At 61.8% G+C, this 26,480-nt stretch carries 21 protein-coding genes; 12 read left to right on the top strand and 9 right to left on the bottom strand.

The window, feature by feature from the left end:
• Nucleotides 1–144 precede the first annotated feature (144 nt).
• The gene (locus tag V5N12_RS03455) at nt 145–1,200 is read left to right on the top strand and encodes a quinone-dependent dihydroorotate dehydrogenase (protein WP_332897759.1); all 1,056 of its coding nucleotides are present in this window, start codon (nt 145–147) and stop codon (nt 1,198–1,200) included.
• On the opposite strand, the gene pheT is transcribed toward V5N12_RS03455, so the two are convergent.
• The 8 genes from pheT to V5N12_RS03415 all read right to left on the bottom strand — a co-directional run bounded on the left by pheT (nt 1,192) and on the right by V5N12_RS03415 (nt 12,162).
• On the bottom strand, nt 1,192–2,919 hold the full coding sequence (gene pheT / locus V5N12_RS03450) for a phenylalanine--tRNA ligase subunit beta (RefSeq protein ID WP_332897758.1): 1,728 nt from the start codon (nt 2,917–2,919) through the stop codon (nt 1,192–1,194). The two genes, V5N12_RS03455 and pheT, sit on opposite strands and share 9 nt — an antisense overlap.
• The gene (gene pheS / locus V5N12_RS03445) at nt 2,919–4,424 is read right to left on the bottom strand and encodes a phenylalanine--tRNA ligase subunit alpha (protein ID WP_332897757.1); all 1,506 of its coding nucleotides are present in this window, start codon (nt 4,422–4,424) and stop codon (nt 2,919–2,921) included. Before pheS ends, pheT begins: the two co-directional genes overlap by 1 nt.
• Before the next feature lie 262 nt (nt 4,425–4,686).
• Entirely contained in the window at nt 4,687–6,219 is a 1,533-nt protein-coding gene (locus V5N12_RS03440; protein ID WP_332897756.1) for a tryptophan--tRNA ligase, read from the bottom strand.
• Nucleotides 6,216–7,244, bottom strand: a complete 1,029-nt coding sequence (endA, locus tag V5N12_RS03435) for a tRNA-intron lyase (protein WP_332897755.1) — start codon at nt 7,242–7,244, stop codon at nt 6,216–6,218. The genes V5N12_RS03440 and endA overlap by 4 nt, the downstream gene beginning before the upstream one ends.
• Before the next feature lie 37 nt (nt 7,245–7,281).
• Nucleotides 7,282–8,001: a DUF91 domain-containing protein gene (locus tag V5N12_RS03430; RefSeq protein WP_332897754.1), complete on the bottom strand. Its 720-nt coding sequence runs from the start codon at nt 7,999–8,001 to the stop codon at nt 7,282–7,284.
• A gap of 45 nt (nt 8,002–8,046) precedes the next feature.
• A complete protein-coding gene (locus V5N12_RS03425; protein ID WP_332897753.1) occupies nt 8,047–8,244 on the bottom strand; it encodes a hypothetical protein in 198 nt (65 codons plus the stop codon).
• A gap of 69 nt (nt 8,245–8,313) precedes the next feature.
• Nucleotides 8,314–10,656 carry a DEAD/DEAH box helicase gene (locus tag V5N12_RS03420; RefSeq protein WP_332897752.1) on the bottom strand — a complete coding sequence of 781 codons (2,343 nt, stop codon included), beginning with the start codon at nt 10,654–10,656 and terminating at the stop codon, nt 8,314–8,316.
• Nucleotides 10,657–10,740: 84 nt separating this feature from the next.
• Complete coding sequence (locus V5N12_RS03415; protein ID WP_332897751.1) at nt 10,741–12,162, bottom strand: MATE family efflux transporter; 1,422 nt, start codon at nt 12,160–12,162, stop codon at nt 10,741–10,743.
• A 191-nt stretch (nt 12,163–12,353) separates the two neighbouring features.
• Here V5N12_RS03415 and lipA point away from each other — a divergent pair, with 191 nt between their 5' ends.
• The 9 genes from lipA to V5N12_RS03370 all read left to right on the top strand — a co-directional run bounded on the left by lipA (nt 12,354) and on the right by V5N12_RS03370 (nt 22,870).
• Nucleotides 12,354–13,292, top strand: coding sequence for a lipoyl synthase (gene lipA / locus V5N12_RS03410; RefSeq protein WP_332897750.1), 939 nt, complete (start codon nt 12,354–12,356; stop codon nt 13,290–13,292).
• A 263-nt stretch (nt 13,293–13,555) separates the two neighbouring features.
• Entirely contained in the window at nt 13,556–14,662 is a 1,107-nt protein-coding gene (gene pdhA, locus V5N12_RS03405) for a pyruvate dehydrogenase (acetyl-transferring) E1 component subunit alpha (RefSeq protein WP_332897749.1), read from the top strand.
• Complete coding sequence (locus V5N12_RS03400) at nt 14,663–15,649, top strand: alpha-ketoacid dehydrogenase subunit beta (RefSeq protein ID WP_332897748.1); 987 nt, start codon at nt 14,663–14,665, stop codon at nt 15,647–15,649.
• Nucleotide 15,650: 1 nt separating this feature from the next.
• On the top strand, nt 15,651–17,129 hold the full coding sequence (locus tag V5N12_RS03395) for a dihydrolipoamide acetyltransferase family protein (RefSeq protein ID WP_332897747.1): 1,479 nt from the start codon (nt 15,651–15,653) through the stop codon (nt 17,127–17,129).
• Nucleotides 17,129–18,553, top strand: coding sequence for a dihydrolipoyl dehydrogenase (gene lpdA, locus V5N12_RS03390; RefSeq protein ID WP_332897746.1), 1,425 nt, complete (start codon nt 17,129–17,131; stop codon nt 18,551–18,553). The genes V5N12_RS03395 and lpdA overlap by 1 nt, the downstream gene beginning before the upstream one ends.
• An 82-nt stretch (nt 18,554–18,635) precedes the next feature.
• Entirely contained in the window at nt 18,636–19,076 is a 441-nt protein-coding gene (locus tag V5N12_RS03385; RefSeq protein ID WP_332897745.1) for a hypothetical protein, read from the top strand.
• Between the two features lie 80 nt (nt 19,077–19,156).
• Entirely contained in the window at nt 19,157–19,582 is a 426-nt protein-coding gene (locus tag V5N12_RS03380) for an Hsp20/alpha crystallin family protein (RefSeq protein WP_332897744.1), read from the top strand.
• Nucleotides 19,583–19,687: 105 nt separating this feature from the next.
• Nucleotides 19,688–22,516 (top strand): leucine--tRNA ligase, encoded by a 2,829-nt coding sequence (gene leuS, locus V5N12_RS03375; RefSeq protein ID WP_332897743.1) that lies wholly within the window; start codon nt 19,688–19,690, stop codon nt 22,514–22,516.
• Between the two features lie 57 nt (nt 22,517–22,573).
• Nucleotides 22,574–22,870 carry a DUF7535 family protein gene (locus V5N12_RS03370; protein WP_332897742.1) on the top strand — a complete coding sequence of 99 codons (297 nt, stop codon included), beginning with the start codon at nt 22,574–22,576 and terminating at the stop codon, nt 22,868–22,870.
• 15 nt (nt 22,871–22,885) lie between these two features.
• Here the strand turns inward: V5N12_RS03370 and V5N12_RS03365 are convergent, their stop codons facing one another.
• On the bottom strand, nt 22,886–23,881 hold the full coding sequence (locus V5N12_RS03365) for an ornithine cyclodeaminase family protein (protein WP_332897741.1): 996 nt from the start codon (nt 23,879–23,881) through the stop codon (nt 22,886–22,888).
• Nucleotides 23,882–24,013: 132 nt separating this feature from the next.
• Between V5N12_RS03365 and V5N12_RS03360 the strand changes: the two genes are divergently transcribed.
• Nucleotides 24,014–24,922 (top strand): DUF7537 family lipoprotein, encoded by a 909-nt coding sequence (locus V5N12_RS03360; RefSeq protein ID WP_332897740.1) that lies wholly within the window; start codon nt 24,014–24,016, stop codon nt 24,920–24,922.
• Nucleotides 24,923–26,476: a hypothetical protein gene (locus V5N12_RS03355; RefSeq protein WP_332897739.1), complete on the top strand. Its 1,554-nt coding sequence runs from the start codon at nt 24,923–24,925 to the stop codon at nt 26,474–26,476.
• The last annotated feature ends 4 nt before the right edge of the window (nt 26,477–26,480 follow it).

Here is a 26,480-nt window from a genome sequence, read left to right as displayed (position 1 = left end):
GTACGAGTCGGTTTCTGAGAGGTCGGAAAGAGCGCAAAGGTGCGTTCCGCGAGGCATACCAAACCTGCGCACAGCGCTCCCTTCAATGCACCGCCCTCGGCACATCCACGGGCTTTATCGACGTGGCCTCCGCTTCGTGACACAATGAGACTGTACAACGCGGCCAAACCCGTGCTGTTCCGGTTGCCCCCGGAGACGGCCCACGGGATGGTCCACCGGCTGCTCGGGGCGGTCGATGGCACGCCGATCATGAGCGCGATGCGTCGCGCCTACACGGTCAACGACGACCGTCTCCGGGTGCGGGCGTTCAATCAGCAGTTCGAGAATCCGGTTGGCGTGGCCGCCGGATTCGACAAGAACGCAGAGATTCCCGGCGCGCTCGCTGGCCTCGGTTTCAGTCACGTCGAAGTCGGCGGCGTCACCGCAGAACGCCAACCCGGCAATCCGAAACCGCGCATGTTCCGCCTGCCCGAAGACGAGGCGCTCGTCAACCGCATGGGGTTCAACAACGAGGGCGCAGACCTGATTGGCGACCGCCTCGCAGACGTGGACGTGGACTTCCCGCTCGGCATCAATATCGGGAAGTCGAAATCGACCCCGCTCGAAGACGCCGCCGAGGACTATCTGTACACCTACGAGCGTGTCAAAAACGGCGGCGACTACTTCGTGGTGAACGTCTCCAGCCCGAACACACCGGGGCTGCGCGAACTCCAGAATCGCGAGCCGCTCGAACGCATTTTTCGTACGCTTCAAGACGCCGGCGCGAGCCCGCTGCTCGTGAAACTCTCGCCGAATCTCACGAACGCCGCCGTCGAAGACGCCCTCGCTGTCGTCGATGAACTGGACTTAGCCGGCGTCATCGCGACCAACACCTCAACCGACCGCCCGGCGCACCTCCAGAACGCGAACAGCGCCCAGACCGGCGGCTTGTCTGGAAAGCCAATCGAAGGCCGCGCCACGGAGATGATTCGCTTCGTCGCAAAACGCACGGACAAACCCGTCGTCGGCGTCGGCGGCATCGACTCAGCGCGCGGGGCGTATGAGAAAATCAAAGCGGGCGCGAGCGTCCTCCAACTCTACACTGGGCTCATTTATCACGGCCCCTCTCTCGCCCGAGACATCAACAAGGGCCTGCTGAAACTGCTCGAAGAAGACGGTTACGACAGCGTCGAAGACGCCGTCGGTGCGGATTTACCTTGAGTACTGCAGCGCGCTCAGGTCGAACTCGAAACCGACGACGGGCAGTTCGACGCCGTGTTCGACGAGCACTTCCGGATGTACCTCGCCGATGACGCCGGCTTCCTCGCCGTCTACGACGACCGCGGCGGTGCGCCCGGCGATGAACGACGGATGCTGCGTTGCTGGGGTTTCGAGTTCCACGTCGAAGGCGCGACAGAGCGCCTGCAGGCGGGCTTTCGCGTCCTCGTAGGACACGTCGTTGCGCGCGAGGACGGCGGCGACGTGCCGCGCTTCCGCGACGCGGGTGTTCAGCGAGTCGTCGCGGTGGGCGACGAAGCCGATTTCAGCCAAGTCCTGCGGGTACGCCCGGTGGGTGTTGTTCTCTAAGACCATCATGAGCGACGGGAGGTTCCACGTCCGAAGCATGGTGTACTCCTCGCTGTACGGTTCGGTGATGGTCACCGGAGTTTCCGCGCCGAGGCCGTCGTCATCGGGCGAAATCCCCATCCGCTCGAAGTTTTCGACCTCGCTCGTCATGTGGAAGTTGAGCAGGTCTTGGAAACCAAGCCCGACGAGCGTGTCGCGCGCGGCGGTTTCGAGCCGCGAGCGCTCGTGGAGGCCGCCGACGGTCGACACATCAGGGTACGTCGGTTCGAGGTCGTTGAAGCCGTAGGCCCGCCCGATGTCGTCCACGATGTCGAGCGGGTGGAGTACGTCCACGCGGTACGGCGGGACGGACACCTCGTAGGCGAGTTCGTCGTCACCGACGGTCTCGACTTCGGCGTCGAGGCCGGCGCGTTCGAGCAAGTCAACGATTTCTTTCTCCTCGAAGTCGAGGCCGAGCAGCTTTTCGATGCGCTCGTGAGTGACGGTTTTCGTCTCCACCTCGAAGTCGGGGCGCGTGAGTTCGCGGTCTGGATACTCGACCGTGACCTGCTCGACAGTCCCCCCGCGGGCATCGAGTGCGTAGCAGATGATGTTACACATCCGGTCGATTGTCCACTGGTCCGTGCCCGTGAGTTCGATGAACAGGTCGCGCGAGTCGGTCGAAACCTCCGTGCGGCGGCCGTTGATGACCGGCGGGAACGAGAACAGGCCGATATCGTCGTAGATGGCCGGGAATTTGTCGAGGCCTTCCACGAGGTCTGCGTACTTCGTGCCCGTTTCGTGTTCCGTGAGCACTTCGCGCGGGGTGAGTTCCTGGTCTGAATCGAGAGCGACGAAGGTGACGCCGTCGGGGTCAACGCCCTTGTACGTGATACACTGCTCACCCGCTTCGTCGGTCGCTTTCGCGCCCTTGAGCATGGTCAGGTCGTGGACGCCGATTGCGCCTTTGGCGCGCTTGCGTCCCATCGTCGCGTGGAGTTTTTCTTGGAGCTGGATGAGCGATTCGAGCCCCTCATCTGAGAGGTTCACGCCACGGACGATTGCGCCGGTCACGTAGGGGCGTTCGTCGGGCACCGATTCGTCTACGACAATCGACCAGTCCGCGTCGTTCGTCCGGGGGATGTAGACGCCGCGGTCGTCGCCGTACTGGTAGCGAAGCGACCGGGCGACGCCCTCGACCGAGAGACGGTCTAAGCGGTCCGGGGCGAACTCCAGTTGGAACTCGCCGTCGTCGGTTTCGCCCTCGAATTCGAGGCCGAGGCCGAACAGGTCGGTTTTGAGTTCGTCGTCGCTCTTTTCGTCGTGGCCGGTGAGCCGGCGCAGTTCATCTGGGTCAACGTCAACAACGGGCATTAGTAGACTACCTCCACGTTCCGCAGCAGGTCGAGGTCACACAGCGTGCCGTGTACGTCGCGGATGTCTTCGAAGCCGTGCATCAACATGAGCAACCGCTCTAAGGCAAGCCCCCACGCCATCACATCGCACTCGACGCCGAGGGGGTCGAGCACTTCGCGGCGGAAGATGCCACTGTTCCCGATTTCGATGATTTCGCCGGTCTCGGGGTGGCGGCCGAACAGCTCGAAGCTCGGTTCCGTATAGGGGTTGTAGTGCGGTTTGAACTCCAAGTCGGTGATGCCGAACTGCTCGTAGAACTCGGTGAACGTTCCCATCAGGTCGCGCACCGAGAGGTCGTCAGCCATGACCCAGCCCTCGATTTGGTAGAATTCGAGCAGGTGGGTCGGATCGAGCGTGTCGTTGCGGTACACCTTCTCGACGGAGAAGTGCCGAGACGGCTTTTCGAGTTCCCCGACCTCGTGACCGGAGAGATACCGCATCGAGAGCGAGGTGGTGTGCCCGCGGAGGTCGATTGAGCGGGCGACGTCCTCGGTCCACGGCGAGTGGTACCCCTCGCCGTCCTCGCCCGCACCGTAGAGATGAGCGTCGTGCACCCGTTCGAGCAGGGCTTCGGGGAGGTCGTCCATCGGCGGCACGTCGAGGGCGAACTGGTCCCAGTGGGTGCGCGCCGGGTGGTCTTGGGGCATGAACAGACAGTCGTTAATCCAGAACTCGCTGTCCGCGTGCGGGCCTTCCATCTCCTGGAAGCCCATGCCGACGAGCACGTCTTTGACGCGGTTTGCCGTCTGGCGGAGGATGTGTTCTTTGCCGCCGCGGTACTCCTCTGCGTCGGCTTCGACGTTGTATTCGGCGAACTCGACGTCCTGCCAGTCGCCGGAAGTGAGCATCTCGGTGGTGAGCCGACCAACGGTTTCTGCCACTTCGACCCCTGCCATCAGGGCATCGACGCCAGCGTCGGTGAGGCGGACAGAGCGGATGGTCGATTCTGCGACTTCGACGAGGTCGCGACGAGAGAGCTGAGAGAGAACGTCGCTGTCTTCGACGGAATTACCTGCGACGAGGGCGGCGAGGGCGGTCGCTTCTGGGTCTGAGTCAGGGTCTGCGTCAGGGTTCACCGAGACCGCGCCGCTGTCTATCGAGCCGTAGCCTTTGCGCGCGAAATTCGAGAGCGCGATGTTGACCTGCGGGCCGCCAAGGCCGGACGCGCCGATGATGCGCCCCATCTCGACGGCTTGCTCGGCTGCGCCCTGTTCGAGTGCAGCCTCATAGAGGCGGACTTCGGGGAGGCCGTCCTCGGCGTACTCAAGCCCTTCGTCGGTGATGGTGACGGTCTCGTCTGTTTCTTCTGTGACGGTGATGAGGCCCTCGGCTTCGAGCGCGAAGGCGGCTCCGGCGACCGTCTCTGCGGGGAGGTCGGTGGCCTCTGCCAGTCGGGAGAATGTCTGTACGTCTGTGGCGGACGCGGCCTCTAAGACCGCGACCTGTGGTTCGGGTAGTTTCATTATTTGGTGTTGTCGCGTACACTGCGAGCAAGTCAGTTAGCGGTTCCGGATGCGCTCACGCCGGTTTCCTCTGGCCCGAAAGCCGGATTCCACCGCCGCGCTATTCAGAACCGAAAAAAGCCGAACCCGGGGGTCACACGAGAGTCGTCGCCGGTCAACACAGGCGTGGGTTCGGATGCCATATCCGGTGATACGAGCGGATTCGCTAAAAAGCGTTCCGGACATTGCTGCAGAGCGCGAACCGCAGATATTGAACGGCGACTCAGCGACGCGACGAGACGAGTTCGATGTCCGCGTCTTCGAGGAGGTGTTCGACCTCTGCGCGCTTTTCTTGATGGTCTTCTAAGAACTCCTTCATCAGCTCTGCTGCCTGCTCTTTACAGCCGCCACAGAGTCGCTCGCCGCCGACGCACTCGTCGTACACCTTCTTCGCGAAGGCGTCGTCGTCCGCGGCGAGCAGGTAGGCGTACAGTTCGTAGACGGGACACTTGTCGGCCTCGCCGCCGAGTCGGCGCTGTTCTTCGGCCGTCGAGCGGCCGCCCGTCGTCGCGGATTTCACCTTGTCGTAGCCGTCCTGTGGGTCGTCGAGCAGGCTGATGTGACTCGCCGGAATCGAGGAGGACATCTTCCCGCCGGTGAGGCCGGTCATGAAGCGGTGATAAATCGAGGACGGCGCGTAGAAGCCGTAGCCGCCGTTGTCGAGTTCGACCTCTCGGGCCAACGCCTCTGCCTCCTCGCGGGTGAGGTCGAACGAGTCGATGTGTTCGTCGTAGACGCGTTTTTCGCCCTCGACGGCTTCGATGAGCGCCTCGAACGCCTCTTTGGTGGCGTTGCGGTCAACGAACCGAACCCGTGGTTCGAGCGGCTCTTTCCCGGCAGAGTCGAGTTTGGCGACGACGCTGCCGAAGCCGTCGTCGTCGGGGTTCCCGTGTTCGCGGAGCCATGCAGCGGCGTCCTCACACCGGACAGTGTCACCGTCGTCGGCCGAGAGCGCGCCGTGGGCCGCCCCGAGCAGTTCGAGTTCGTCACCACTGGCTTCGAAACTGGCGAACGCTTTGGTGACGCCGAAATAACGCATCCGGGCGGCGAGGTCACGGGCGAGGCGAACGTGGGGGTCTTGGTCCGGACCCACGGGAATGACCGTCGGCTTCGGTTCGTCGAGTTGCGGGTAGAGAATGTCTGCCATTTGCGTCACGACGCTCTGCATATGCGAAACGTCCGTCTCACCGTCGAAGCCGTAGATGTTCTCCAGTTCGGAGAAGTTGGCCTTGATGCCGAGTTCGAACGCGAGATCCTGCAGCCCGCGGTTCTCTGATTGACGATACAGTTCGCCTGCTTCAGGGTCGAAGCCGAGCGCGAGCAGGCTCAGTAGGTAGTCGCGGGCGTGTTCATCGATTTCTTCCCACGAGAGGCCGCGGGCGGCGTGGGCTTCCAAGTCGGCAATCAGGGCGTAGGCGTCCGCGCCCTGCTGTTGATGCCAGATGATTTCGTCGAAAACGAGTTTGTGGCCGATGTGGGGGTCGCCCGTTGGCATGAATCCCGAGAGCGCAGCGGTTGGCTTGCCCGCGGCCATCGCGTCGAGGACGGCCCGATAGTCGCGGTGGCCGAAGATGACGCCCCGTCGCATCAGGTAATGTGGATTCTCCACGTCGGCAAGCAAATCGTCGAACTCCTCGATGCCGAACTCCTCGAACAGTTTGCGGTAGTCAGCGATGGTCGACGAACCCCACGGGTCGAGCGTCGTCGCATCTGTCTCGCCCGCTGCTCCCGTGTTGTGGTCTGTATCGCGTGTCATGGTGTGAGTCGACCTACTGACAACCAGGTCTCTGTTCCGTCGTTCGCATCCGTCAGCGCAAAAACCATTCGTTTTCTGACCCCGTGGGCGAGTCGCACGTCGAGCGCCAACTCGCGCAGGGCGAAGGCGTGGTCGCGTTCGAGCACGCGAATCAGGTACTCGGAGTGGCTCAGGTCGGAGACCGACTCCACCTCGGCGTAGGTCCGGAAGTCAGCGCCGAATTTGAAGCCCGTTTTGGGGACGACGTCCCGGTCGCGCAGTTCGGTGTACACCGTCAGGCGACGGTCGAATCGGTCGCCTTCGGCTTCGCGGCCGCGCTCAACGATTGCGTCAACGCCTCCTTCGACTGAGAGCGTCCCGTTGGCAGCGAGGTAGGCGGCTTCGAGCAGCGAGAGTTGCACCGGGCCGTCTTCCATCCGACGACCACCGAGTGGCTGGCCGTAGAACGCTGACGCGTAGAGGTCGCTCGGCGGCTCCCAGACGACGACGCGGTCGTCGATGAGCGTGCCCGAGCAGGCGGGGAGGTCAAACGTCGAACTGCCGTCGATGTTGAGTTCGTCGGTGTCGAAGTAGGTGATTTCACCCTCCTCGTCTACCACGGCGAGGACGAGAGTTCCCAAAGAAGCCGCGGGAACGCGTTGGCGCTCGCCAACGGCGCGGATACGGTACGCTATCTCGTCGTTCCACGGGCCGTTGCCGCGAGGGAAGACTACGAAATCCTCGTCGTCGGTCGGTTCGACCCAGCCCTCGCGTGCGGGAGAGAGATAGAAGCCGCGGTCGCGGAGGTCGCGGTAGACCTGAAAGCGGACGGCGAAGCCGTCGCCGGTGACGTGGGAGAAAAACGCCTGAAAGTCCATCCCATCGACCGTGTCAAGGTCGCCGCGAAAGAGCAGGTGCGCCGCTTCGACGGGGTCGAGTTCGACCTCGTTGCCCCCGAGCGGGCGGCCGTAACCACGGGCGTCGTAGTACTGCTGGCGGGCGTTCCCGCCAACGTGGACGACGCCGTCTTCGAACGTGCCGTTCATGCCTATTTGCTGGCGGCTGACGACAAAGGGCCTGCGGTCAGACCGCGTCACAGGTGGCGTCGAGACACCGATGACCCGACGCCGTTTCGAATTGGGGCAGGCCACACGGACAGTTGCCCGCGTGGAGACCGGTCGGGAACGCAAAGCCGGTCTCGCACTCTGGATAGTTTTCACATCCGGCGATGAGGCTTCCTCGTCGGAGGATGTTCAGGTCGCCGCCGCACTCCGGACACTGCCAGTTCCCGTCGAACTCGGCTTGAATCAGCCCGTCGAGCGACTCACACGAGCGGTCGATACAGAGCTCGAATGCCTGTCCGTGGGTGGCGCACATTTTTGGCAGGCCACAGTCGTCGCACTGTTCGTCAAGTATGTCTGCGTGCTGGGGCAGGCCATAGGATGCATCACACCCAAGACACGAGACGAATTTTCGGGTTTCGACGAGTGTTTCTTCGCACGCGGGACAGGTGCCGACCGGCGTTCCCGCTTCGCTCGCCGGAACGCGAGCCTCTGAATACTCGTCGTGGATGGTGACGGTCAGGGACTGATCGCCGTCGGTTGCGATGATGGCAGACTCGCTCATCGACAGGGAATCGGCGCGGGTGAGCCACGCGACGGGCTGGTAGCCGTCGGCGTCGTGGATGAGGAGCGTATTGTCGGGCTTTGCAATCACCACGACGTGGCCGCGAGCGGTCTGTTCGCGGGTACCTTCGACGCTCATCGTACAGTCGCCAGCGAGGACGCGAATCGAGTCGGGCATGGCCCGGACTGGTTGCGTGTTCGTATAAAAAATTGAGTGGCGAAGTTACTCTGGGCGCGGGAAGCTCCGAATGAAGTAGACTCCTGAGACGAACAGTCCGAGGCCACCGAGTCCCCAGAAGAACGGAGCCAATCCGGGTACGTGAGTGCTGCCAAGTATTCCGATGACGATCAGACTGACCGCGAAGATGACTCCCCGTGTCTGATTGGTCTTGGCAACCCGAATCGTGTCCGAATCGTCCATTGGGCAAAATAATTACTCAATTGACTTAACTGTGAATCTTGGTAGTCAGCGTGCCGCCGAAGAAACTGCTCAGTTCACGCGGACGGTTTTTCGCTCAACCTGTGGCAGGAGCGGCAGGTCGGGGAACGCGATGTGGACGGAGTACTCGATTTCCTCGAAGTTGCCGCCGAAAACGGGAACGAGCAGCGTGTCCTCGCCAAGATACGACGCCTTCGCAGAAACTTCCGTGTCGTTACCCGTCACTCGAAGCCCGGCGCGCGCGCCCTTGCCGACGTTTTTGACGTGGACTTCGCGCATGTCGTTTTGCCCCGTCGAGATGGTTTCAGGGAACGTACCCCAGTCGAGTTCGACGCTCGGGAGTTTGCGGGCGGCTTTGAAGACGCGCTCTGCAACACCCTCAGAGAGACCGGCGTCGATGAGGCCGTCTACACCTGCGGCGCGCACGTCTTCTGGCGTTTCGATGCCCTCTCCAGCGAGTTTGTGCGCACGCCCCGAGCCGACGCCGTCGATGGCGGTGAGGCCAACGGCGGCGCTCGAAATCCCGGTTTCCACGCGGGCTTCGACGCGGCGGGCGAGGTTCGCGGTTTCTGCGGTGTCGAAGCGTTCTAAGAACGACTGCATCGCCGCGAGCAGGCGGCGGGCGTTTTGTTGGATGACCCACGCATCAGAGCGGAGTTCCGGCGGCGTCCCGCCGTTCATGCTGGCTCGCAAGATGGCGAGCACTTTGCGCTGGCCGGGTTCCATGCTGTCTGGCGTGTTCTGGCCGACGAGGATAGCGTTGATGGCGTCGCGCTCGGACTGGCGCGCGCTCACGCTGTCGAACTCGGCGGCGCACGCGACGGTTTCGAGAATCGCGGCCTCGTCCACGAAGTCGCGGTCGGCGAGGCGTTTGAAGCGTTCTGCGGTGGCAAGTCTGAGATAGAACTTCGAGGCGAGCACGCCGAGGCCCGTCCCATCGACGCCCAGATTGTCGTCCATCTCGACGAACCCCCGAGAGACGAGGCCCGAGAGTGCGTCGCGCACGCGGTCGCGGAGGCCCGCGAAGTCATACTCCTCTGGTTTCGAGCGAGCGCGAACGGCGTAGAAGGTGGTGTCGAGCCAGCTCATCACGTCGTCTAAGTCGCGCAGCGTGCCCATCGAGATTTCCGCGTTCAGGTGAGCATCCAAATCGTCTGCGAGTCGGGACTCGATTTCCTTGCCCTCGCGGAGCAGTTTGCGGTACTTATCGGCCTCAGAACGGTCACACACCACCCAGCCGTAGCCCACGTCGTCGTAGCCCGGTCGCCCGGCGCGTCCGAGCATCTGGAGCACGTCGAGCGGGCTCATGTCCACCTCGCCTTCGAGCGGGTCGTGGAGTTTCGTGTCGCGGATGACGACACATCTGGCGGGAAGGTTCACCCCCCACGCGAGCGTGGACGTGGAGAAGAGGAGTTGGATTTTGCCCTCGCGAAACCACTGTTCGACGGCGTCCTTGTCCTCTTTCGAGAGTCCTGCGTGGTGGAATGCAACGCCGTCTGTCACCGAATTTTTGAGCGTGTTGTTCTGGAGTTTCTGGGCGTCGGTATGAAAGTCGTAGTCGCCGCGTGCGCCAATCGGGATGTCGCGTTCTGCGAGTTCGTCGCGGGCTTTTTTCGCCGCCTGCACCGTGTCTTGGCGGCTGGCCACGAAGACAAGCGCCTGTCCGCCGTCTCTGATGTGCGGTTCTGCGAGGTCGATGGCGCGGTAGAGTCTGCGATACTTGTCCGCAAAGGAGTTGTCTCCGTGGGTGTACGTCTGGACGTCTGCGTGGAGGTCAACCGGGCGGTAGGCGTCGTCGAACTCAAGGGTGGTTTCGGGAACGGCACCGAGCCAATCGGCCACGTCTTGGATGTTCGGCATGGTCGCAGAGAGCGCGACGATGCGCGGATTACACAGCCGACGGAGGCGCGAGACGGTGACTTCGAGAACGCTGCCTCTGCGGTCTGAGTCGAGCAGGTGTACCTCGTCGATGATACAGCAGGTCACGTCGGTGATAAACGAGTAGCGCGGCGAGTCGTGTTTGCGGGTGGCCGAGTCCGTCTTCTCGGGGGTCATCACGAGGATGTCGGCGCGCTCTGCCCGCCGGGAGTTCAGGTCCCGTTCGCCGGTGACGACGTAGACGGAGTAGCCGAGGTCTTCGAAGCGTTCCCACTCGGACTCTTTCTCGTTGGTGAGCGCGCGAAGCGGCGCGATGAACAGCGCCTTCCCGCCGTCTGCGAGAGCTTTACAGATTGCGAGTTCGGCAAGCGCGGTTTTGCCACTCGCCGTGGGCGCGCTCGCGACGAGGTTCTCCTCGCGGTGTAAAATCGCGGGCAACGCCTCGCGTTGCATCTGGTTGAACTCCTCGAACGGGAACACGGCTTCGAACTGCGGGATTGCCTCTGCGACTTTCACGCGAGACACCTCACAATGCGAGTAGGGAACGTGAGAGAGACCGCCATCTGGTAGCACCTTAGTCGCCCTGCCAAAAGGCGTTTCCTAGTCGGCCGCGCTTGCACTCGCCCGGGTGAACATGCCCGTGCTCGACGAGTGATAGAAATAGACGCCGAGGCCAACGGCGGCGGTGATGTTAGAGAGCGTCACCGCCCAGAACACGGCGTCCATGCCAAACGAGAGGACGAGGCCGCCAACGGCGGCGATGGGGAGGCGCACGCCCCAGTACTGGATGAGCGAGGCGTACATGCTGACTTTCGTCCGGCTTGCGCCGTTGAATCCTGCCTGAAACAGGTAGATCGCCCCCAGCGCAGGATAGCCGTAGGCGAGGATGCGCAGGTACTCGATCGAGAGCGCGAGGCCTTCTACTGAGAGTTCGGGGACGAACAGCGTCGTGAGCGTGGCTGGAAACAGCCACTGGACCAGTCCGATGAGCGCGAGCCCACCGGCGGCGAGTTGGACGCCGAGCCACGTCGTCTGCTTCGCTCGCTCTACTTTCTTCGCGCCGAGGTTCTGCCCGACGATGCTCTGAGCGGCTTGTTGCAGGCCCTGTGCGGGGATGAACGCGACGCTCGCCACGCGCGCCCCGACAACGTAGGCGGCGATACCCGCGACGCCGCCAACGGCGAAGACGACGACGACGATGATGAGGCGCACAATCTGGTTCGCGCTCTGTTGGACGGCCGTCGGAAGCCCCACGCTGAAGATGGAGCGCAGTTCCGCCACGTCGAACACGAACGACTGCGCAGAGAGCATGCCACCGTTTCGGCCGCGGAGGATGAGTACGAGGCCAAGGGCCATTCCAGTTGTGTAGCCAATGACGGTGGCAAGCGCCGCACCCGCCACGCCAAGCCCTTCGAGTGGGCCGTAGCCAAAGATGAGCAGCGGGTCGAGAACGATGTTCACGACGACCGACGTGAGGTTCATCCAGAGCGACGCGCGCGAGTCACCCCATGCGACGAGTCCGGCTTCGAGCGTGTCGCCGAGCGCGATGAGCGGGAGGCCGAGTGCGATGACACCGAGATACACCGCGGCCATCGCCGGAACCGCTCCATCCACGCTCAGTGGGTTCGTACTCACGAGAAGGGCGGTGAGCGGGCGGGCGGCGAGAAAGGCGAGTGCGCCGAGTACGACGCCCATTCCAAGAGTGATGTAGATGCCAGAGCCGAACGACTGGCGTGCGCCAGTGAGGTTGTCGCCACCGATGCGTTGAGAGACGCGAATCTGCGTCCCAACGTAGGGGATGAAGATAGAAATGGCGAACAACAGCGCCACCGCAGGCGCGACGAGTCCCACCGCAGCGACGGCGTCACCGCTCAACCGACCGAGGAAGATGAGGTCAACGATTTGGACGACTACCTGCACGAAATTCTGAACCAGTAGCGGAGTCGAGAGAACCAGCAACGCGCGGAGTAATGGCCCATCGGTGATATCGGCCGGAGAGAGCTCAAAGTTTGGACGCCACATTCTGAAAGATATAGTACAATTATTGCCCCAGATACATATATTTGTCAGGAATTCTCGTGGGGAAGAATACCATACCACTCGTGCGCAAAACCGTACACCGTGACGCACATTGGTACAGTAAGGGCGCGACGCTTGTGCGACAAATTGGGGTTACCTTAGCTTTTTGTTCCCGTGTCTCCAGACATTTGCGTATGAGTCGCTCGCGGAAGCCTGACTGGCTGAAGATGCGCCCGCCATCCGGCCAGCAGTTCACCAAAATCAAGCAAACCCTGCGCGAGCACAACCTCCACACCGTGTGCGAGGAGGCCAGTTGCCCGAATCTTGGCGACTGCTGGAGTGGTCGCAACGGGCCGGGCACGGCGACGTTCATGCTGATGGGCGACCGTTGTTCGCGGGGCTGTAACTTTTGTGACGTACAGACCGGCGGGATGGAACCGCTCGACGAGGACGAACCCGCGAACGTGGCAGAAGCTATCGCCGAGATTGGCCTAGACTACGTCGTGCTCACCTCAGTCGACCGCGACGACCTCCCCGACCAGGGTGCGGGCCACTTCGCCGAAACCATCCGCGAAATCAAGCGCCGCGACCCGGGCATCCTCGTCGAAGTGCTGATTCCCGATTTCCAGGGCGAACCCGAGTTAGTGCGAAAAATCATCGACGCGAACCCGGACGTCATCGCCCACAACATCGAGACGTGCGAACGCCTCCAGTGGCCGGTTCGGGACAAGCGGGCGGCCTACGACCAGAGCCTCTCGGTGCTCGAACAGGTCGCAGACGAGTCGAACATTTACACGAAGACGAGCATCATGCTCGGCGTTGGCGAGTACGACCACGAGGTGTACCAGACGCTCTCTGACCTCCGGGAGTCGGACGTGGACATCGTCACGCTCGGCCAGTATCTCCAGCCGTCGCGTCGCCACCTCGATGTGTCCGAGTTCGTCCACCCAGACCGGTTCGACGTCTGGCGGCAGGTGGCAGAAGACGAACTCGGCTTCCTCTACTGTGCCAGCGGGCCGATGGTTCGGTCTTCGTACAAGGCTGGCGAGCTGTTCGTCGATGCCATCCTGCGCGAAGGCAAGACCGTAGAGCAGGCACGCGAAGAGGCGCGGGCGGCGTCACAGTCGGCCTGAGTCGGCTGGTTTCACCCACGAGTCTTGCGTGAGTGACGCACTGGCAAACCAGTGGGTCACTCGATTCTTCATCAAATTTCATATTCGACCAGAAGTGTCCAGTAACAATCCACGATGTTGAGTTATAATTCCACTATTCTCGCCCAAAATGGACGTTTCTCTAAGAAAGTCCGGCAAGAATAGGAGTTACCCAAAGGGATTTACGAAAACACTTTAACCAAGGATGATGACTTTTTGCTCATGTCAGGAAGGTGGGTTCGACCGTGAGCACGCTTCAGCGTGACCCCAGCGACCAGGTACAGATTCTCGACGATGAGGGCAACGTCTTAGAAGGTGCAACCGTCCCCGACCTCGACGACGAGACGCTCGTGAGCATGTACCAGAACATGACACTCGCACGTCGATTCGACCAGCGGGCGGTCAGTCTCCAGCGCCAAGGCCGGATGGGAACCTACCCCCCACTCTCGGGGCAGGAAGGAGCCCAGATTGGCAGCGTCATGGCGCTCGAAGACGAAGACTGGATGTTCCCCTCCTACCGCGAACACGGTGCCGCACTCATTCGCGGCCTTCCACTCAAACAGACCCTCCTCTACTGGATGGGTCACGAAGACGGCAACAAACCGCCGGAAGATGTGAACATCTTCACCGCCTCCGTCCCGATTGCGACGCAGGTGCTCCACGCCACCGGTGCCGCGTGGGCCTCGAAGCTCAAAGGCGAGAACAAGGCGTTCATCTGTTACTTCGGTGACGGCGCGACGAGCGAAGGCGACTTCCACGAAGGCCTCAACTTCGCGGGCGTCTTCAACACGCCGAACATCTTCTTCTGTAACAACAACCAGTGGGCGATTTCGGTGCCCCGCGAACGCCAGACCGCGGCGAAAACCATTGCCCAGAAGGCCGTTGCCTACGGCTTTGAGGGCGTCCAAGTTGACGGCATGGACCCGCTCGCCGTCTACAAGGTCACGAAAGACGCCGTGGACAAGGCAAAAGACCCACAGGGCAAACTTCGCCCGACGCTCATCGAGGCCGTCCAGTACCGCTTCGGGGCGCACACCACGGCCGACGACCCGACCGTCTACCGCGACGACGACGAGGTCGAACACTGGAAGAAAAAAGACCCGATTCCACGCTTAGAGAAGTACCTCCGCGGCGAGGGACTGCTGGACGACGAGAAAGTTGAGGCCATCGAGCAGGAAATCGAAGACGACGTGGCAGAGGCCATCGCCGAGGCAGAGGCCGTCCCGCGGCCATCACCCGACGAAATCTTCTCCCACGTTTTCGAGGAGATGCCCGCTCGCGTCCGTGCCCAGTGGGAGGACTTCGAACAGCTCCGCGAAATGTACGGCGACGAAAAACTCTTGGAGGAATAAATGAGCGATACGCAAAATCTCACGCTTGTACAGGCGGTCCGCGACGGGCTGAAAGGCGAAATGGAACGCGACGACGATGTCATCGTGATGGGCGAGGACGTCGGGAAAAACGGCGGCGTCTTCCGCGCCACCCAAGGCCTGTGGGCCGAGTTCGGTGACGACCGCGTCATCGACACGCCGCTCGCAGAATCCGGTATCGTCGGGTCGGCCATCGGCATGGCCGCCTACGGCATGAAGCCAGTTCCCGAAATCCAGTTTCTTGGGTTCATCTATCCCGCCTTCGACCAGATTGTGAGCCACGCCGCCCGCCTCCGCACCCGGAGTCGCGGCCGGTACACCTGCCCGATGGTGGTTCGTGCGCCCTACGGTGGCGGCATCCGCGCGCCAGAACACCACTCTGAGTCGAAAGAAGCGTTCTTCTCGCACGAACCCGGCCTGAAGGTCGTCGTGCCTTCGACGCCGTACGACACGAAGGGGCTGCTCGCAAGCGCCATCCGCGACCCCGACCCGGTCATCTTCTTAGAGCCAAAGCTCATCTACCGCGCCTTCCGCGAGGAAGTGCCAAACGAGACGTACACCGTACCACTCGGAAAGGCCGCCACCCGCCGCGAGGGGACGGACGTGTCCGTGTTCACGTGGGGTGCGATGACCCGACCAACGCTCGAAGCCGCAGACGAGCTGTCTGAAGAAGGCATCGACGTGGAGGTCATCGACCTCCGGACGCTCTCGCCGCTCGACGACGAGGCAATCATCGAATCATTCAAGAAGACCGGCCGCGCGGCCGTCGTCCACGAGGCCCCGCTCACCGGCGGCCTCGGCGGCGAAATTGCCGCGACGATTCAGGAAGAAGCCCTCCTCTATCAGGAAGCGCCGGTAAAGCGCATCACCGGGTTCGACACGCCGTTCCCGCTCTACGCGCTCGAAAACTACTACCTCCCACAGGTGGCCCGTATCAAGGAAGGCATCAAAGAGGCCTACGAGTTCTAAGATGGTATTCGAATTCAAGCTCCCCGACGTTGGGGAAGGACTCACGGAAGCAGAAATCGTTAGCTGGCTCGTCTCCGAGGGTGACACCGTCACCGAAGACATGCCGGTTGCCGAAGCAGAGACGGACAAGGCAGTTGTCGAGATTCCCTCGCCCGTAAACGGAACCGTCAGAGAGATTCTCGCAGAGGCAGGCGAGATGGTTCCGGTTGGCAACGTCATCATCACGTTCAACGTGGAGGGTGAAGACGAACCGCCAGTCGAAGCGGAGACAGAAGCAGAACCGGAAACAGAGGAACCAGTCGAAGCCGAAAAGGCCGCCTCGAACGGTGAATCGTCTGCCAAAGGCGGCCGCATCTTCGCCGCCCCGAGCGCCCGTCGTCTCGCCCGCGAACTCGGCGTCGACATCACGACAGTCGTCGGCTCAGGCCCGAGCGGTCGCGTGACCGACCAAGACGTTCGCACCGCCGCAGAAGGTGGCGATGACGGCGCACAGGCCGCCGAACCGGAGCCTGAAGTCGAGTCGGAACCCGCTCCAGAGACCACTGAATCGACCGCAGGTGGTTCACAGGCCGTCTCGATGCAGAAAGCAGACCGCGAGAAGACGCTCGCTGCACCCGCAACGCGGACGCTTGCGAAGGAACTTGACGTCGACCTGAACGCCGTGCCAGAAGTCGAGAAACGCGAAGGCCAGTCGTTCGTGACGCCCGAGGCCGTCCGCGAGTACGCAGAGGCCCAAACCGCCGCCAAGGAGGCGGACGTGGCCGCAATCGCGGAAACGTCCAAAGAGGACGAGCGCGTGCCGTATCGCGGGATTCGCCGCACCATTGGCAAGCAGATGGAGCGTTCGAAGTACACCGCCCCGCACGTCACGCATCACGACGAAATCGACGTAACCGACCTCGTGGCGATGCGCGCAGACCTCAAAGAAGAGGCCGAAAAGCGCGGTGTCAAGCTCTCGTACATGCCGTTCGTCATGAAGGCCATCGTGGCCGGGCTGAAGGAGTTCCCGTACATGAACTCCATGCTCGACGAGGAGGCAGAGGAAATCGTCCTCAAGAAGGACTACAACATCGGCGTGGCCGTGGCGACGGACGCTGGCCTGATGGTTCCCGTCGTGAAAGGCGTAGACCAGAAGGGCATGCTGCAGGTGTCCCAAGAGATGAACGACCTCGTGGAAAAGGCACGCGACCGCTCGATTGCCCGCAGCGACATGCAGGGTGGGACGTTCACCATCACGAACTTTGGCGCAATCGGTGGCGAGTACGCGACGCCAATCATCAACTTCCCCGAAGTCGCCATCCTCGGCCTCGGCGCAATCAAAGAAAAGCCCCGTGTGGTCGACGGCGACGTCGTGCCGCGCCACATCATGACGATTTCGCTCTCGATTGACCACCGCATCATCGACGGCGCGGTCGCGGCACAGTTTGCCAACACGGTCAAGAACTATCTGGAAAACCCCGCACTACTACTACTTGAATAATGGTCGTTGGAGACATCGCAACTGGGACGGACGTATTGGTTATCGGTGCGGGACCGGGCGGCTACGTGGCCGCCATCCGCGCCGGGCAACTCGACTTAGACGTGACGATAGTCGAAAAAGACGCCTACGGGGGAACCTGCCTGAACTACGGGTGTATCCCCTCGAAGGCGCTCATCTCCGCAACCGATGTGGCGCACAACGCCGCAAACGCAGAGGACATGGGCATCCACGCAGACCCCGTCGTCGACATGCAGGGCATGGTCGCGTGGAAAGACGGCGTCGTGAACCAACTCACCGGCGGCGTCGAGAAGCTGATGAAAGCAAACGGCGTGAACCTCATGCAGGGCACCGCCGAGTTCGCTGGCGAGAACACCGTCCGCGTCGCCCACGGCGGCGAGGGACAGGGTTCAGAATCCATCGAATTCGACTCGTGTATCATCGCGACCGGCTCGCGGCCGTTCCAGATTCCCGGCTTCGAGTTCGACGGCGAGCACGTGCTGAGTTCGCGCGACGCTCTCGCGCTTGACGAGATTCCAGAGAAGCTCGTCGTCGTCGGCGCGGGCTACATCGGGATGGAACTCTCGACGGTGTTCGCCAAACTCGGCACCGAGGTCACCATCGTCGAGATGCTTGACGACGCGCTGCCCGGCTACGAACCGGATGTTGCCCGCGTGGTCAAAAAGAAAGCCGAGGAACTCGGCATCGAGTTCCACTTCGGCGAGGCCGCCAAAGAGTGGCGCAAAGAAGCAGACGGAATGACCGTCGTCACCGAGAACAAAGACGGCGAAACCTCGGAGTTCAAAGCCGACAAGACGCTCGTCGCCGTTGGCCGCCAGCCGGTCTCGGACACGCTCAACCTCGAAGCCGCCGGCCTCGAACCCGACGAGAAGGGCTTCCTCCAGACCGACGACCAGTGTCGCACCGACGTGGGTCACATCTACGCCATCGGCGACGTTGCCGGTGAGCCGATGCTCGCCCACAAGGCCTCGAAAGAGGGCCACGTCGCCGCCGAAGTCATCGCGGGCGAGCCGTCGGCGCTCGACTATCAGGCCATCCCCGCCGCGGTGTTTACCGACCCCGAAGTCGGAACCGTCGGCATGACCCAAGACGAGGCCAAAGACGCCGGCTTCGAGCCTGCCGTCGGCAAGTTCCCGTTCATGGCGAGCGGGCGCGCGCTCTCGACCGGCCACAGTGATGGCTTCGTCCGCGTCGTCGCAGACGAGGAGTCGGGCTTCATCCTTGGCGGCCAGATTGTGGGGGCGGAGGCCTCAGAGCTGATTGCCGAACTCGCGCTCGCCATTGAGATGGGCGCGACGTTAGAAGACCTGACCGCGACGATTCACACCCACCCGACGCTCGCAGAAGCCGTGATGGAAGCCGCCGCAAACGCTCGCGGCGAGGCCATCCACACGCTGAATCGGTAGGCGTTCTCCGTCTCTTCTCTCGATTCTCACCGCGTGATACTCAACGCGCCGCTATATCGACTCAGCAGACAAATCTTAACTCATGGAGCGAACTGTCCTGTTTCATGCCGCGTTGGGCGTGTTTGTCGGTCTCGTCGCTGGGTTCGGGAGCGGCCTCCTCGTGACTGCGTGGCTCGACCCGCTCATCTGGCCGTCGCTGTTCGTCGGGATTCCAGTGGGACTAACCGTCGCCGTTGGGGCGACGCTTGCGACGTACGCGATACTGGCACGCCGGACGGAACGCCGCGGCGGTGACCTAACCCAGCGGACGGCGACCCGCATGTGGGCGGCGGTCGCAGGACTCGTCGGGGTGGGCGTGCTCGCCCTGCTCGCGGTTGGCGTCGTCGCGGTTGGCGAACTCGGGGTGGGCGTGGGGCTGCTCGCCTTTGGGTTCCCGCTCTGGTATCTCATCTGTGTGGGCGGGGCATACGCCTTCCTCGGGGCGCGGCACAGCGCGCGAAATCGGCGGGCAGGGTCTCTCTGAGAGAGAACACGCAGTAGCGTTAAATCTCAGTCTGACGTATAGAGTAGCCGAGGGTCTTGGGGTAGACCCGGTGGTTTCAAATGGCAATGCGAAAATACAACCCGTTTGACGAACTCGAAGAGATGTTTGAACGCATGGGACGCCAGTTCGAAGATATGCCCGGAAAAGGCATGATGGGCATGTCTCAGATTATGGTCGACGTAGAGGAACGCGACGAGGAGTTCGTCCTCACCGCAGACCTCCCCGGCTTCACCCGCGAAGACATCCATCTCTCGGTACTCGGTGACCGCGTGTCGATCAAAGCCGAACACGAGGAGTCGATGGAAGAAGAAGACGCGACCTACGTCAAAAAAGAGCGCCGCCACCGCACGGTTCGCCGCTCGCTGCACCTCCCAGAGGACGTAAACGGTGACGACGCGAAAGCGTCGTACAAAAACGGCGTCCTCTCGGTGACGCTGCCGAAGGTCGCTGGCGCGACGAAAGGCAAGCAGATCAACATCGACTAAGCGGTTTTTCTCTGCGGGTCCCACTGTGGGGCCCGCGAGGCTATCAGACACCTGCGAGCGTCAGGTATGGTAGTTCTTTTACCTTCGCCACCTGAACGAGAGTACATGGATTACGACCCCCGCGCAGTCGAGGGGAAGTGGCGCGAGCAGTGGGCCGAGGAGGGCCTGTACGAAGCCACCCCCGACGACCGAGAGGAGGCGACGTTCATCACGGTTGCGTATCCGTATCCGAGCGGCGGGATGCACATCGGGCACGCCCGGACGTACACCGTCCCGGACGTGTACGCCCGCTATCGCCGCCAACAGGGCGACAACGTGCTGTTCCCACTCGGGTGGCACGTCACGGGTACGCCGATTATCGGTGCCGTCGAACGCTTGAAGAAGGGCGAGGAGAAGCAGCTCTCCGTCCTGCGCGACACCTACAACGTCCCCGCGGAGACGCTTTCGGACCTGGAGACGCCGATGGGCTTTGCCCGCTACTTCATCGAAGAGCATTACAAGAAGAACATGAAGGCGCTCGGCCTCTCTATCGACTGGCGTCGTGAATTCACGACGAACGACGAGCGCTACTCGAAGTTCATCACGTGGCAGTACGAGACTCTGCGCGAGCGCGGGTTGTTGGAGAAGGGCCTCCACCCGGTCAAGTTCTGTACGAACGAGCAGAACCCGGTGACGACCCACGACTTGCTGGAGGGTGAAACTGCGGAGTTCCAAGAGTACACGCTGGTCAAGTTCCGCAACGGCGACACCGTGTTGCCCATGGCGACGCTGCGCCCGGAGACGGTTCACGGCGTCACGAACGCCTACGTCCAACCGGACGGCGAGTACCGCAGAGCCACCGTGGACGGCGAGGAGTGGATTGTCTCGGTCGAAGCAGTCGAAAAACTGCGCTTACAAGAGCGCGACGTAGAGGTCACCGAGGAACTGACGGGCGAAGCCCTGATTGGCACGTTCGTCACGAACCCCGTGACCGACGAGGAAGTCCTCATTCTGCCCGCAGACTTCGTGGACACCGACAACGCGACGGGCGTCGTCATGTCCGTCCCGGCCCACAGCCCGGACGACTGGGTGGCACTCGCAGAGGCGAAAGCCGACACCGCGCGGATGGAAGCCTTTGGCATCGACCCCGCCGACGTCAAGGCCATCGAGCCGCGGGCCATTTTGACAGTCGAAGGGTACGGCGAGTTCCCTGCCAAAGACGCCGTCGAAGAACACGGGATTACGGCCTCGGACGACCCTGCACTGGAGAAGGCGACCAAGGAGGTCTACAACCGCGAGTTCCATGCCGGGAAATTGAATGACATGTACGGCGAGTACGCGGGCGAAATCGTCGAACACGTCCGCGACGACCTGAAAGCCCACTACCAGAGTCAGGGTGCCTTCGACGCGATGTACGAGTTCTCAGAGGAGGTTATCTGCCGGTGTGGCGGCGTTGTCGAAGTTGCCAAACAGGACACGTGGTTCCTGCGCTACAACGACGAAGACTGGAAACAGAAAACGAAAGAAGCCATCGCGGATTTGGACGCGATTCCAGAAAACACCCGCGAACAGTACCTGCACACGGTCGACTGGCTGAACGAGTGGCCGTGTATTCGCAACTACGGACTGGGAACCCGCCTGCCGTGGGACACGGACTTCGTCATTGAGCCGTTGTCCGATTCGACCATCTACATGGCGTACTACACCATCGCCCACCGCATCCAAGACGTGCCTCCAGAGGAACTCACCCGCGAGTTCTTCGACACCTTACTGCTCGGGGAGGGCGACAACGAGAAGGCACTCGACCTGCGCGAGGAGTGGGACTACTGGTATCCCGTCGATTACCGATGTTCGGGCAACGACCTGATTTCGAACCACCTGACGTTCTACCTGTTCCACCACGCAGAGCTGTTCGAGAAGCCAAAGCAGCCACAGGGCATCACCATCATGGGGATGGGACTGCTCGAAGGAGACAAGATGTCCTCCTCTAAGGGCCACGTCGTGTTGCCCGCAGAGGCCATCGAAGAGTACGGCGCGGACACCGTCCGCCTGTTCTTGCTCAACTCCGCAGAGCCGTGGCAGGACTACGACTGGCGCGCAGAGCAAGTCGAGTCCACGCGCAACCAGTTAGACCGCTTCTGGATGCGCGCCCAAGCGCTCATCGACGGCGACGAGGGCGAAAAAGACCTGAAACACATCGACCGCTGGCTGCTCGCAAAGCTGCAGGACACGGTCGAGACGACGACGGAGGCGCTCGACCGCTTCGAGACGCGAACGGCGAGTCAGGCCGCCTTCTACAGCTTCGAGGAGAATCTGCGCTGGTACCGTCGCCGCGCGAATCTGGAGCGCCCCGGTGCGACGTGGACGCTGCGGAAGGTGCTCGAAACCCGCCTGCGCCTGCTCGCGCCTATCGTCCCGTTCGTCACGAACGAACTGCACGAGCAGTTGACCGGAAAGTCGGTCGAGGAGTCACCGTGGCCGGAGGTCGAATCCGAGTTCGTCCGCACGGAAACCGAAGTGCGCGAACAGCTAATCACCCGGCTGACCGACGACATCCAAGACATCGTCAACGTCACGGACTCGAACCCGGAGACGATTCGCATCTACACCGCCGCCGACTGGAAGTACACCGTCTTCGACGAGGTCGTCGAGACGGGGACGAACATTGGCCAGGTGATGGGCAAGGTCATGCAACACGAGTCCCTGCGCGAGAAGGGCAATCAGGTCAATGACCTAGTGCAGAGTCTCGTAGACGTGGTCCGTGGACGCAACGACGACGTGCTCGCCACGATGGCCGAGTTGGACGAATTTGAGGTGTACGAGGACGCCGCGCGCTTCTTCGGCGCGGAGTTCGACGCGAACATCGAGATTTACCGCGAAGGCGAAGACGCCGTTGACCCGGCGGACAAAGCCCGCCACGCAGAGCCGTTCCGTCCGGCGATCCATCTGGAATAAGTCGGATTCGCTGAGTGTAGGCCTACGTTCATTCTTTCTCGGCGCGTCTAGGACAGTATGAGCGAGAGTGAGATTGCCACCACAGACGAATCGGGGCTTACCGGCGACCTGAAAGAGGTGTACCGAACGGTCAAACCAGAGATGGGGATGCACGGCAACACCGAGATGAGCCTGCTTGGGCTCATCTGGTTCGGCCTGCTCGTCGTGTTGCTCATCCCGCTTGCGCCGTTTATCGCGCTCGTCTGGGCGATTGGCTACGTGCGCGAGCGGATGCTGTCTGAAGAAGAAGTGAACGTCCACGTCCGCGACCAGATTCGAGCGCGCGAGCGCGTTCGAAAAGGACGCACTGGGTAGGGAGTTGAGGAGGGGTTAGTGGAGTGCGGTGCCGATGAGGTCGAACGGATAGCCGTTGTCGTTTTCGTCTGCATGTTCGTAGACGACGTGAGCGGCGGCAACGTCCTGAATCGCGAGGCCGGTTGAGTCGAAGACGGTGAGGCCGTCTTCTTCTGTGCGACCCTCGATTTTGCCGACGACGATTTCGCCAATCTGCCCGTAGATGTCCTCGTCTGTGAGGACGCCCTCGTGGAACGGGACGTTGATTTCGCCCGAGTGAGTCGTCTGGTCGTAGTCGTCGATGACGAGCTTTGCGTCTAAGAGAATCTCGTCTGCGAGTTCGTGTTTGCCCTCCGCGTCTGCGCCCATCGCGTTGATGTGGGTGTGGTCGCCAACGGCCTCCCGGGAAACGATTGGGGATTCGACCGGCGTGACCGTCGAAAGGATGTCACACTGGGCGGCCTCCTCGATGGAGCCTGCGCGCACGTCGAAGCGGTCGTCGAAGGCATCGATGAAGGCGGCGACGGCCTCCTCGTCTAAGTCGGAGATGACGACGGTTTCGATGTCGCGAATCTGGCTGATGGCTTCGAGTTGCGTGTAGGACTGGACGCCCGCGCCGACGAGACCCATGGAGGTGGCGTCCTCGATGGCGAGGTGGTCGGTGGCGACGGCGGCGGCCGCGCCCGTGCGCTTCATCGTGAGTTCCGTCCCGTCCATGATGGCGAGCGGGAAGGCGTTTTCCGGGTCAGAGTAGACCATCGTCCCCATCACGGTTGGGAGGCCGAACTTGTCGCGGTTGTCGGGGTGGACGTTCACCCACTTGATGCCCGCGGCGTCCCAGTCACCCGCGTCGATGTAGGCGGGCATCGACCGAAAGTCGCCGTTGTACTGTGGCAGGTCGATGTATGATTTCGCGGGCATCTGGGCGTCACCGCGCTCGTAGGCGGCGAAGGCGTCCTCGATTGCCTGAATGAGTTCAGGCATCTGCGTGTTCTCGTCTACGGCCTCCCGATTGAGGAGTAACGTGTCCATGGTGGCGATTTTTGCGCCCGGAACTTAGTTCCATCTTTCCGTGATTCCGGGGGGAGAACGCAGGAAACGTCCAGATTCACCTTTGGAGACTGACCAAAAAGCCTATTCCACGGCGTCGAATCGTTTCAGCTAATGCACAGGTCCCTCCCCGCGACCCTCCTCTGTTGTGCGCTTCTCCTCACCGCTGGGTGCAGTGGCTTGACGAGTGACGACCCAAAACAGAGCGTTTCTGCGACGCCACTTGACGTGCCCGAAGACCCGACCTACCCGCCCGGCGTCACCGAGAACGGCATCGAAAGCGTGAGCACACTCCTTTCAGCACACAAAAAAGCACTCGCAACTCAGTCGGTGACAGTTCACGAAGCAACGACGGCGACGCGCATCTGCCATCGGGTCAACGCCACCGATGGCGAATCGTTCAGTTGCGAGGGGGAGACGGTCATCTACGACGGAACTATCTACGCACGGGTAGCGAATCAGAGTCACTACCTGTTCTCTACGCGCTCTAAGGCAACGAGACGAGAACACAACGACGCCTATGTGCTTCACTACTACGCCGACGGCGAGCGCATCTACACGAACCGAACCCACGCAGAGAACAGCACCTATCAGATACCACGCAATCCAAACGGCGACCCGGTCGACCCGAGAAACATGCTGTACATTATTGACAACGAAGGTATCCTCACGAACCACCTCTACTCGATGAACATCGTCTCAGTCGAGCAGATTCAGGACTCTCCGACGAAGCTGTATCGCATCACTGCAGACGGATTCGAAAAGCCAGAGGAGTTCATCGGCAGCGGTGACCAAACGGTTTCGGATGGACACCTCACGCTCGTCGTCGCAGAGAACGGGGCACTCCGGTCTTACAACAGCTCCTATACAATCACCGACGAGCAAGGCCGGGTCCACGTCGAACAGTCCGTGACCTACGAGAACTGGGGGAACACGACGGTCGACGCACCCGACTGGATTTCGAAGGTGAACGAGACGGACGAACCGACCGCCGAGACGGCCACCGCGACGGAGGCGACCTGAATGCGGCGTCTTGGTGCCACCCTCGCCGTCGTGCTGTTGCTCGTCACCGCCGGGTGTAGCGGCTTCCTTGGCGACGATTCGACACAGGGCTTCACTGCGACGCCCGTGGATGTACCGACCGACGAGCCAACGCCGACGCCCACGGAAATCGTCCCCGGCATCGGTGAAGAAGGCGTGTTTGACGCAGAGCGCGTCGTCGCCGCCCACGAAGCTGCGTTAAACGAGCAATCAATAACCGTCAGGATAGAAACGAGCGAACAACGACCGAGCGGGCAGACGGGAGAAAGAGATACACACGAACGGTCCGCGTGGGTGTACATCGGCGCTGACAGAGACCGGTTCCACGTGATAAAACAGTACAGGTCGACCGTGAACCCATACAACAGCGAGTTCGTCGAATGGGCGTCGGACGGCGGGAACGTCCACAAGCTCAGTAGCCAAGACGGATACAAAACGCGGGAGTTGGAGACGACAATGCCAGTAGAGGTCGCCAACGTAGAACAGACAAACTCCCTTCGCGTCCCGCTCTCGTCGGTCGAAATCTCCCGTCCCTCACCGGTTCGGTCGGGCAGTGGGGCTGGGTATCAGATTCGTGGCGTCACATTCAAAGACAAAGCTGCCTTTGAGGAGTGGGCGGGTGTCGAGAATGTGAGCGACGTGTTTTTCAAAGCAAATGTCGACGACGACGGCTTCGTCCGGTCGTATCAGTTACGCTACGTCGTCTCCAAGCCGGAGGGGAAACACGTGTTCAACCGGCGCGTGGAGTACGGCAACGTGGGGAATACAACCGTCTCACAGCCCTTGTGGTGGGACGAAAACCAGTGGCTCGTCGGCGCGAACGGAGGCGGTGAATCTACCATCGCCACCGCGAACGCGGCGGCGCGCGCAAACCAATCGCTGTACATTTCCCGGCATAGAGAGGTACGCGAAAATAAAACCGACTACCAGTCACGCCATACGACGGAGCGGTTCACCGGTCAACTCGGCGTGGACGCTGGCCACTACCGGACAACGGTGTACGTCAACAACTCGACCGAGCAAACCGAGTACGAAGCGTGGGCGAACGGGACGGTGCGAGTCGAACGCCACAGAGATGGGCAAGCGAACGCCGTTGAACTCGTTACCGACGAGTCAGGAAATCCGGTAGACCCAGCACGTACACGGCGGGTCAACCCGCTTTCTGAAGCCGAGACCGAGACGCTCCTCACGAGCATTGCCTTCGACAACGTTTCAGTACACGGGGGTGGGGCACCGTCAGGCGACAATCGGATCGTGTACGTGCTGCAAGGCAACTCGGTCGCTGACCGAGACGCCTTCGCGGCGATGACCGGCGACCGGAACGTCTCCAACCTCACAGCCGGCATCGGCGTCTCACGTTCCGGTGCAATACTTGGCTACTCGCTCGAATATTCGATTCAGCGAGCCGGCGAGACGTACTACGTCAGGCAGTACTATTCTGTGGGACAGGTGGGGAACACGACCGTCGAGCGACCGTCGTGGGTCGAGACGGCGCTGGGTGAGGGCGGCGACGCCACTCCCGAGTCAGCGTCGTAAAAAT

Origin of the sequence: Haladaptatus sp. CMSO5, assembly GCF_036689885.1 — an archaeon.
Classification (GTDB): Archaea; Halobacteriota; Halobacteria; order Halobacteriales; family Halococcaceae; genus QDMS2.
Note: the sequence above shows the minus strand (reverse complement) of the source record. Positions and strands in the feature narration are given on the sequence as shown.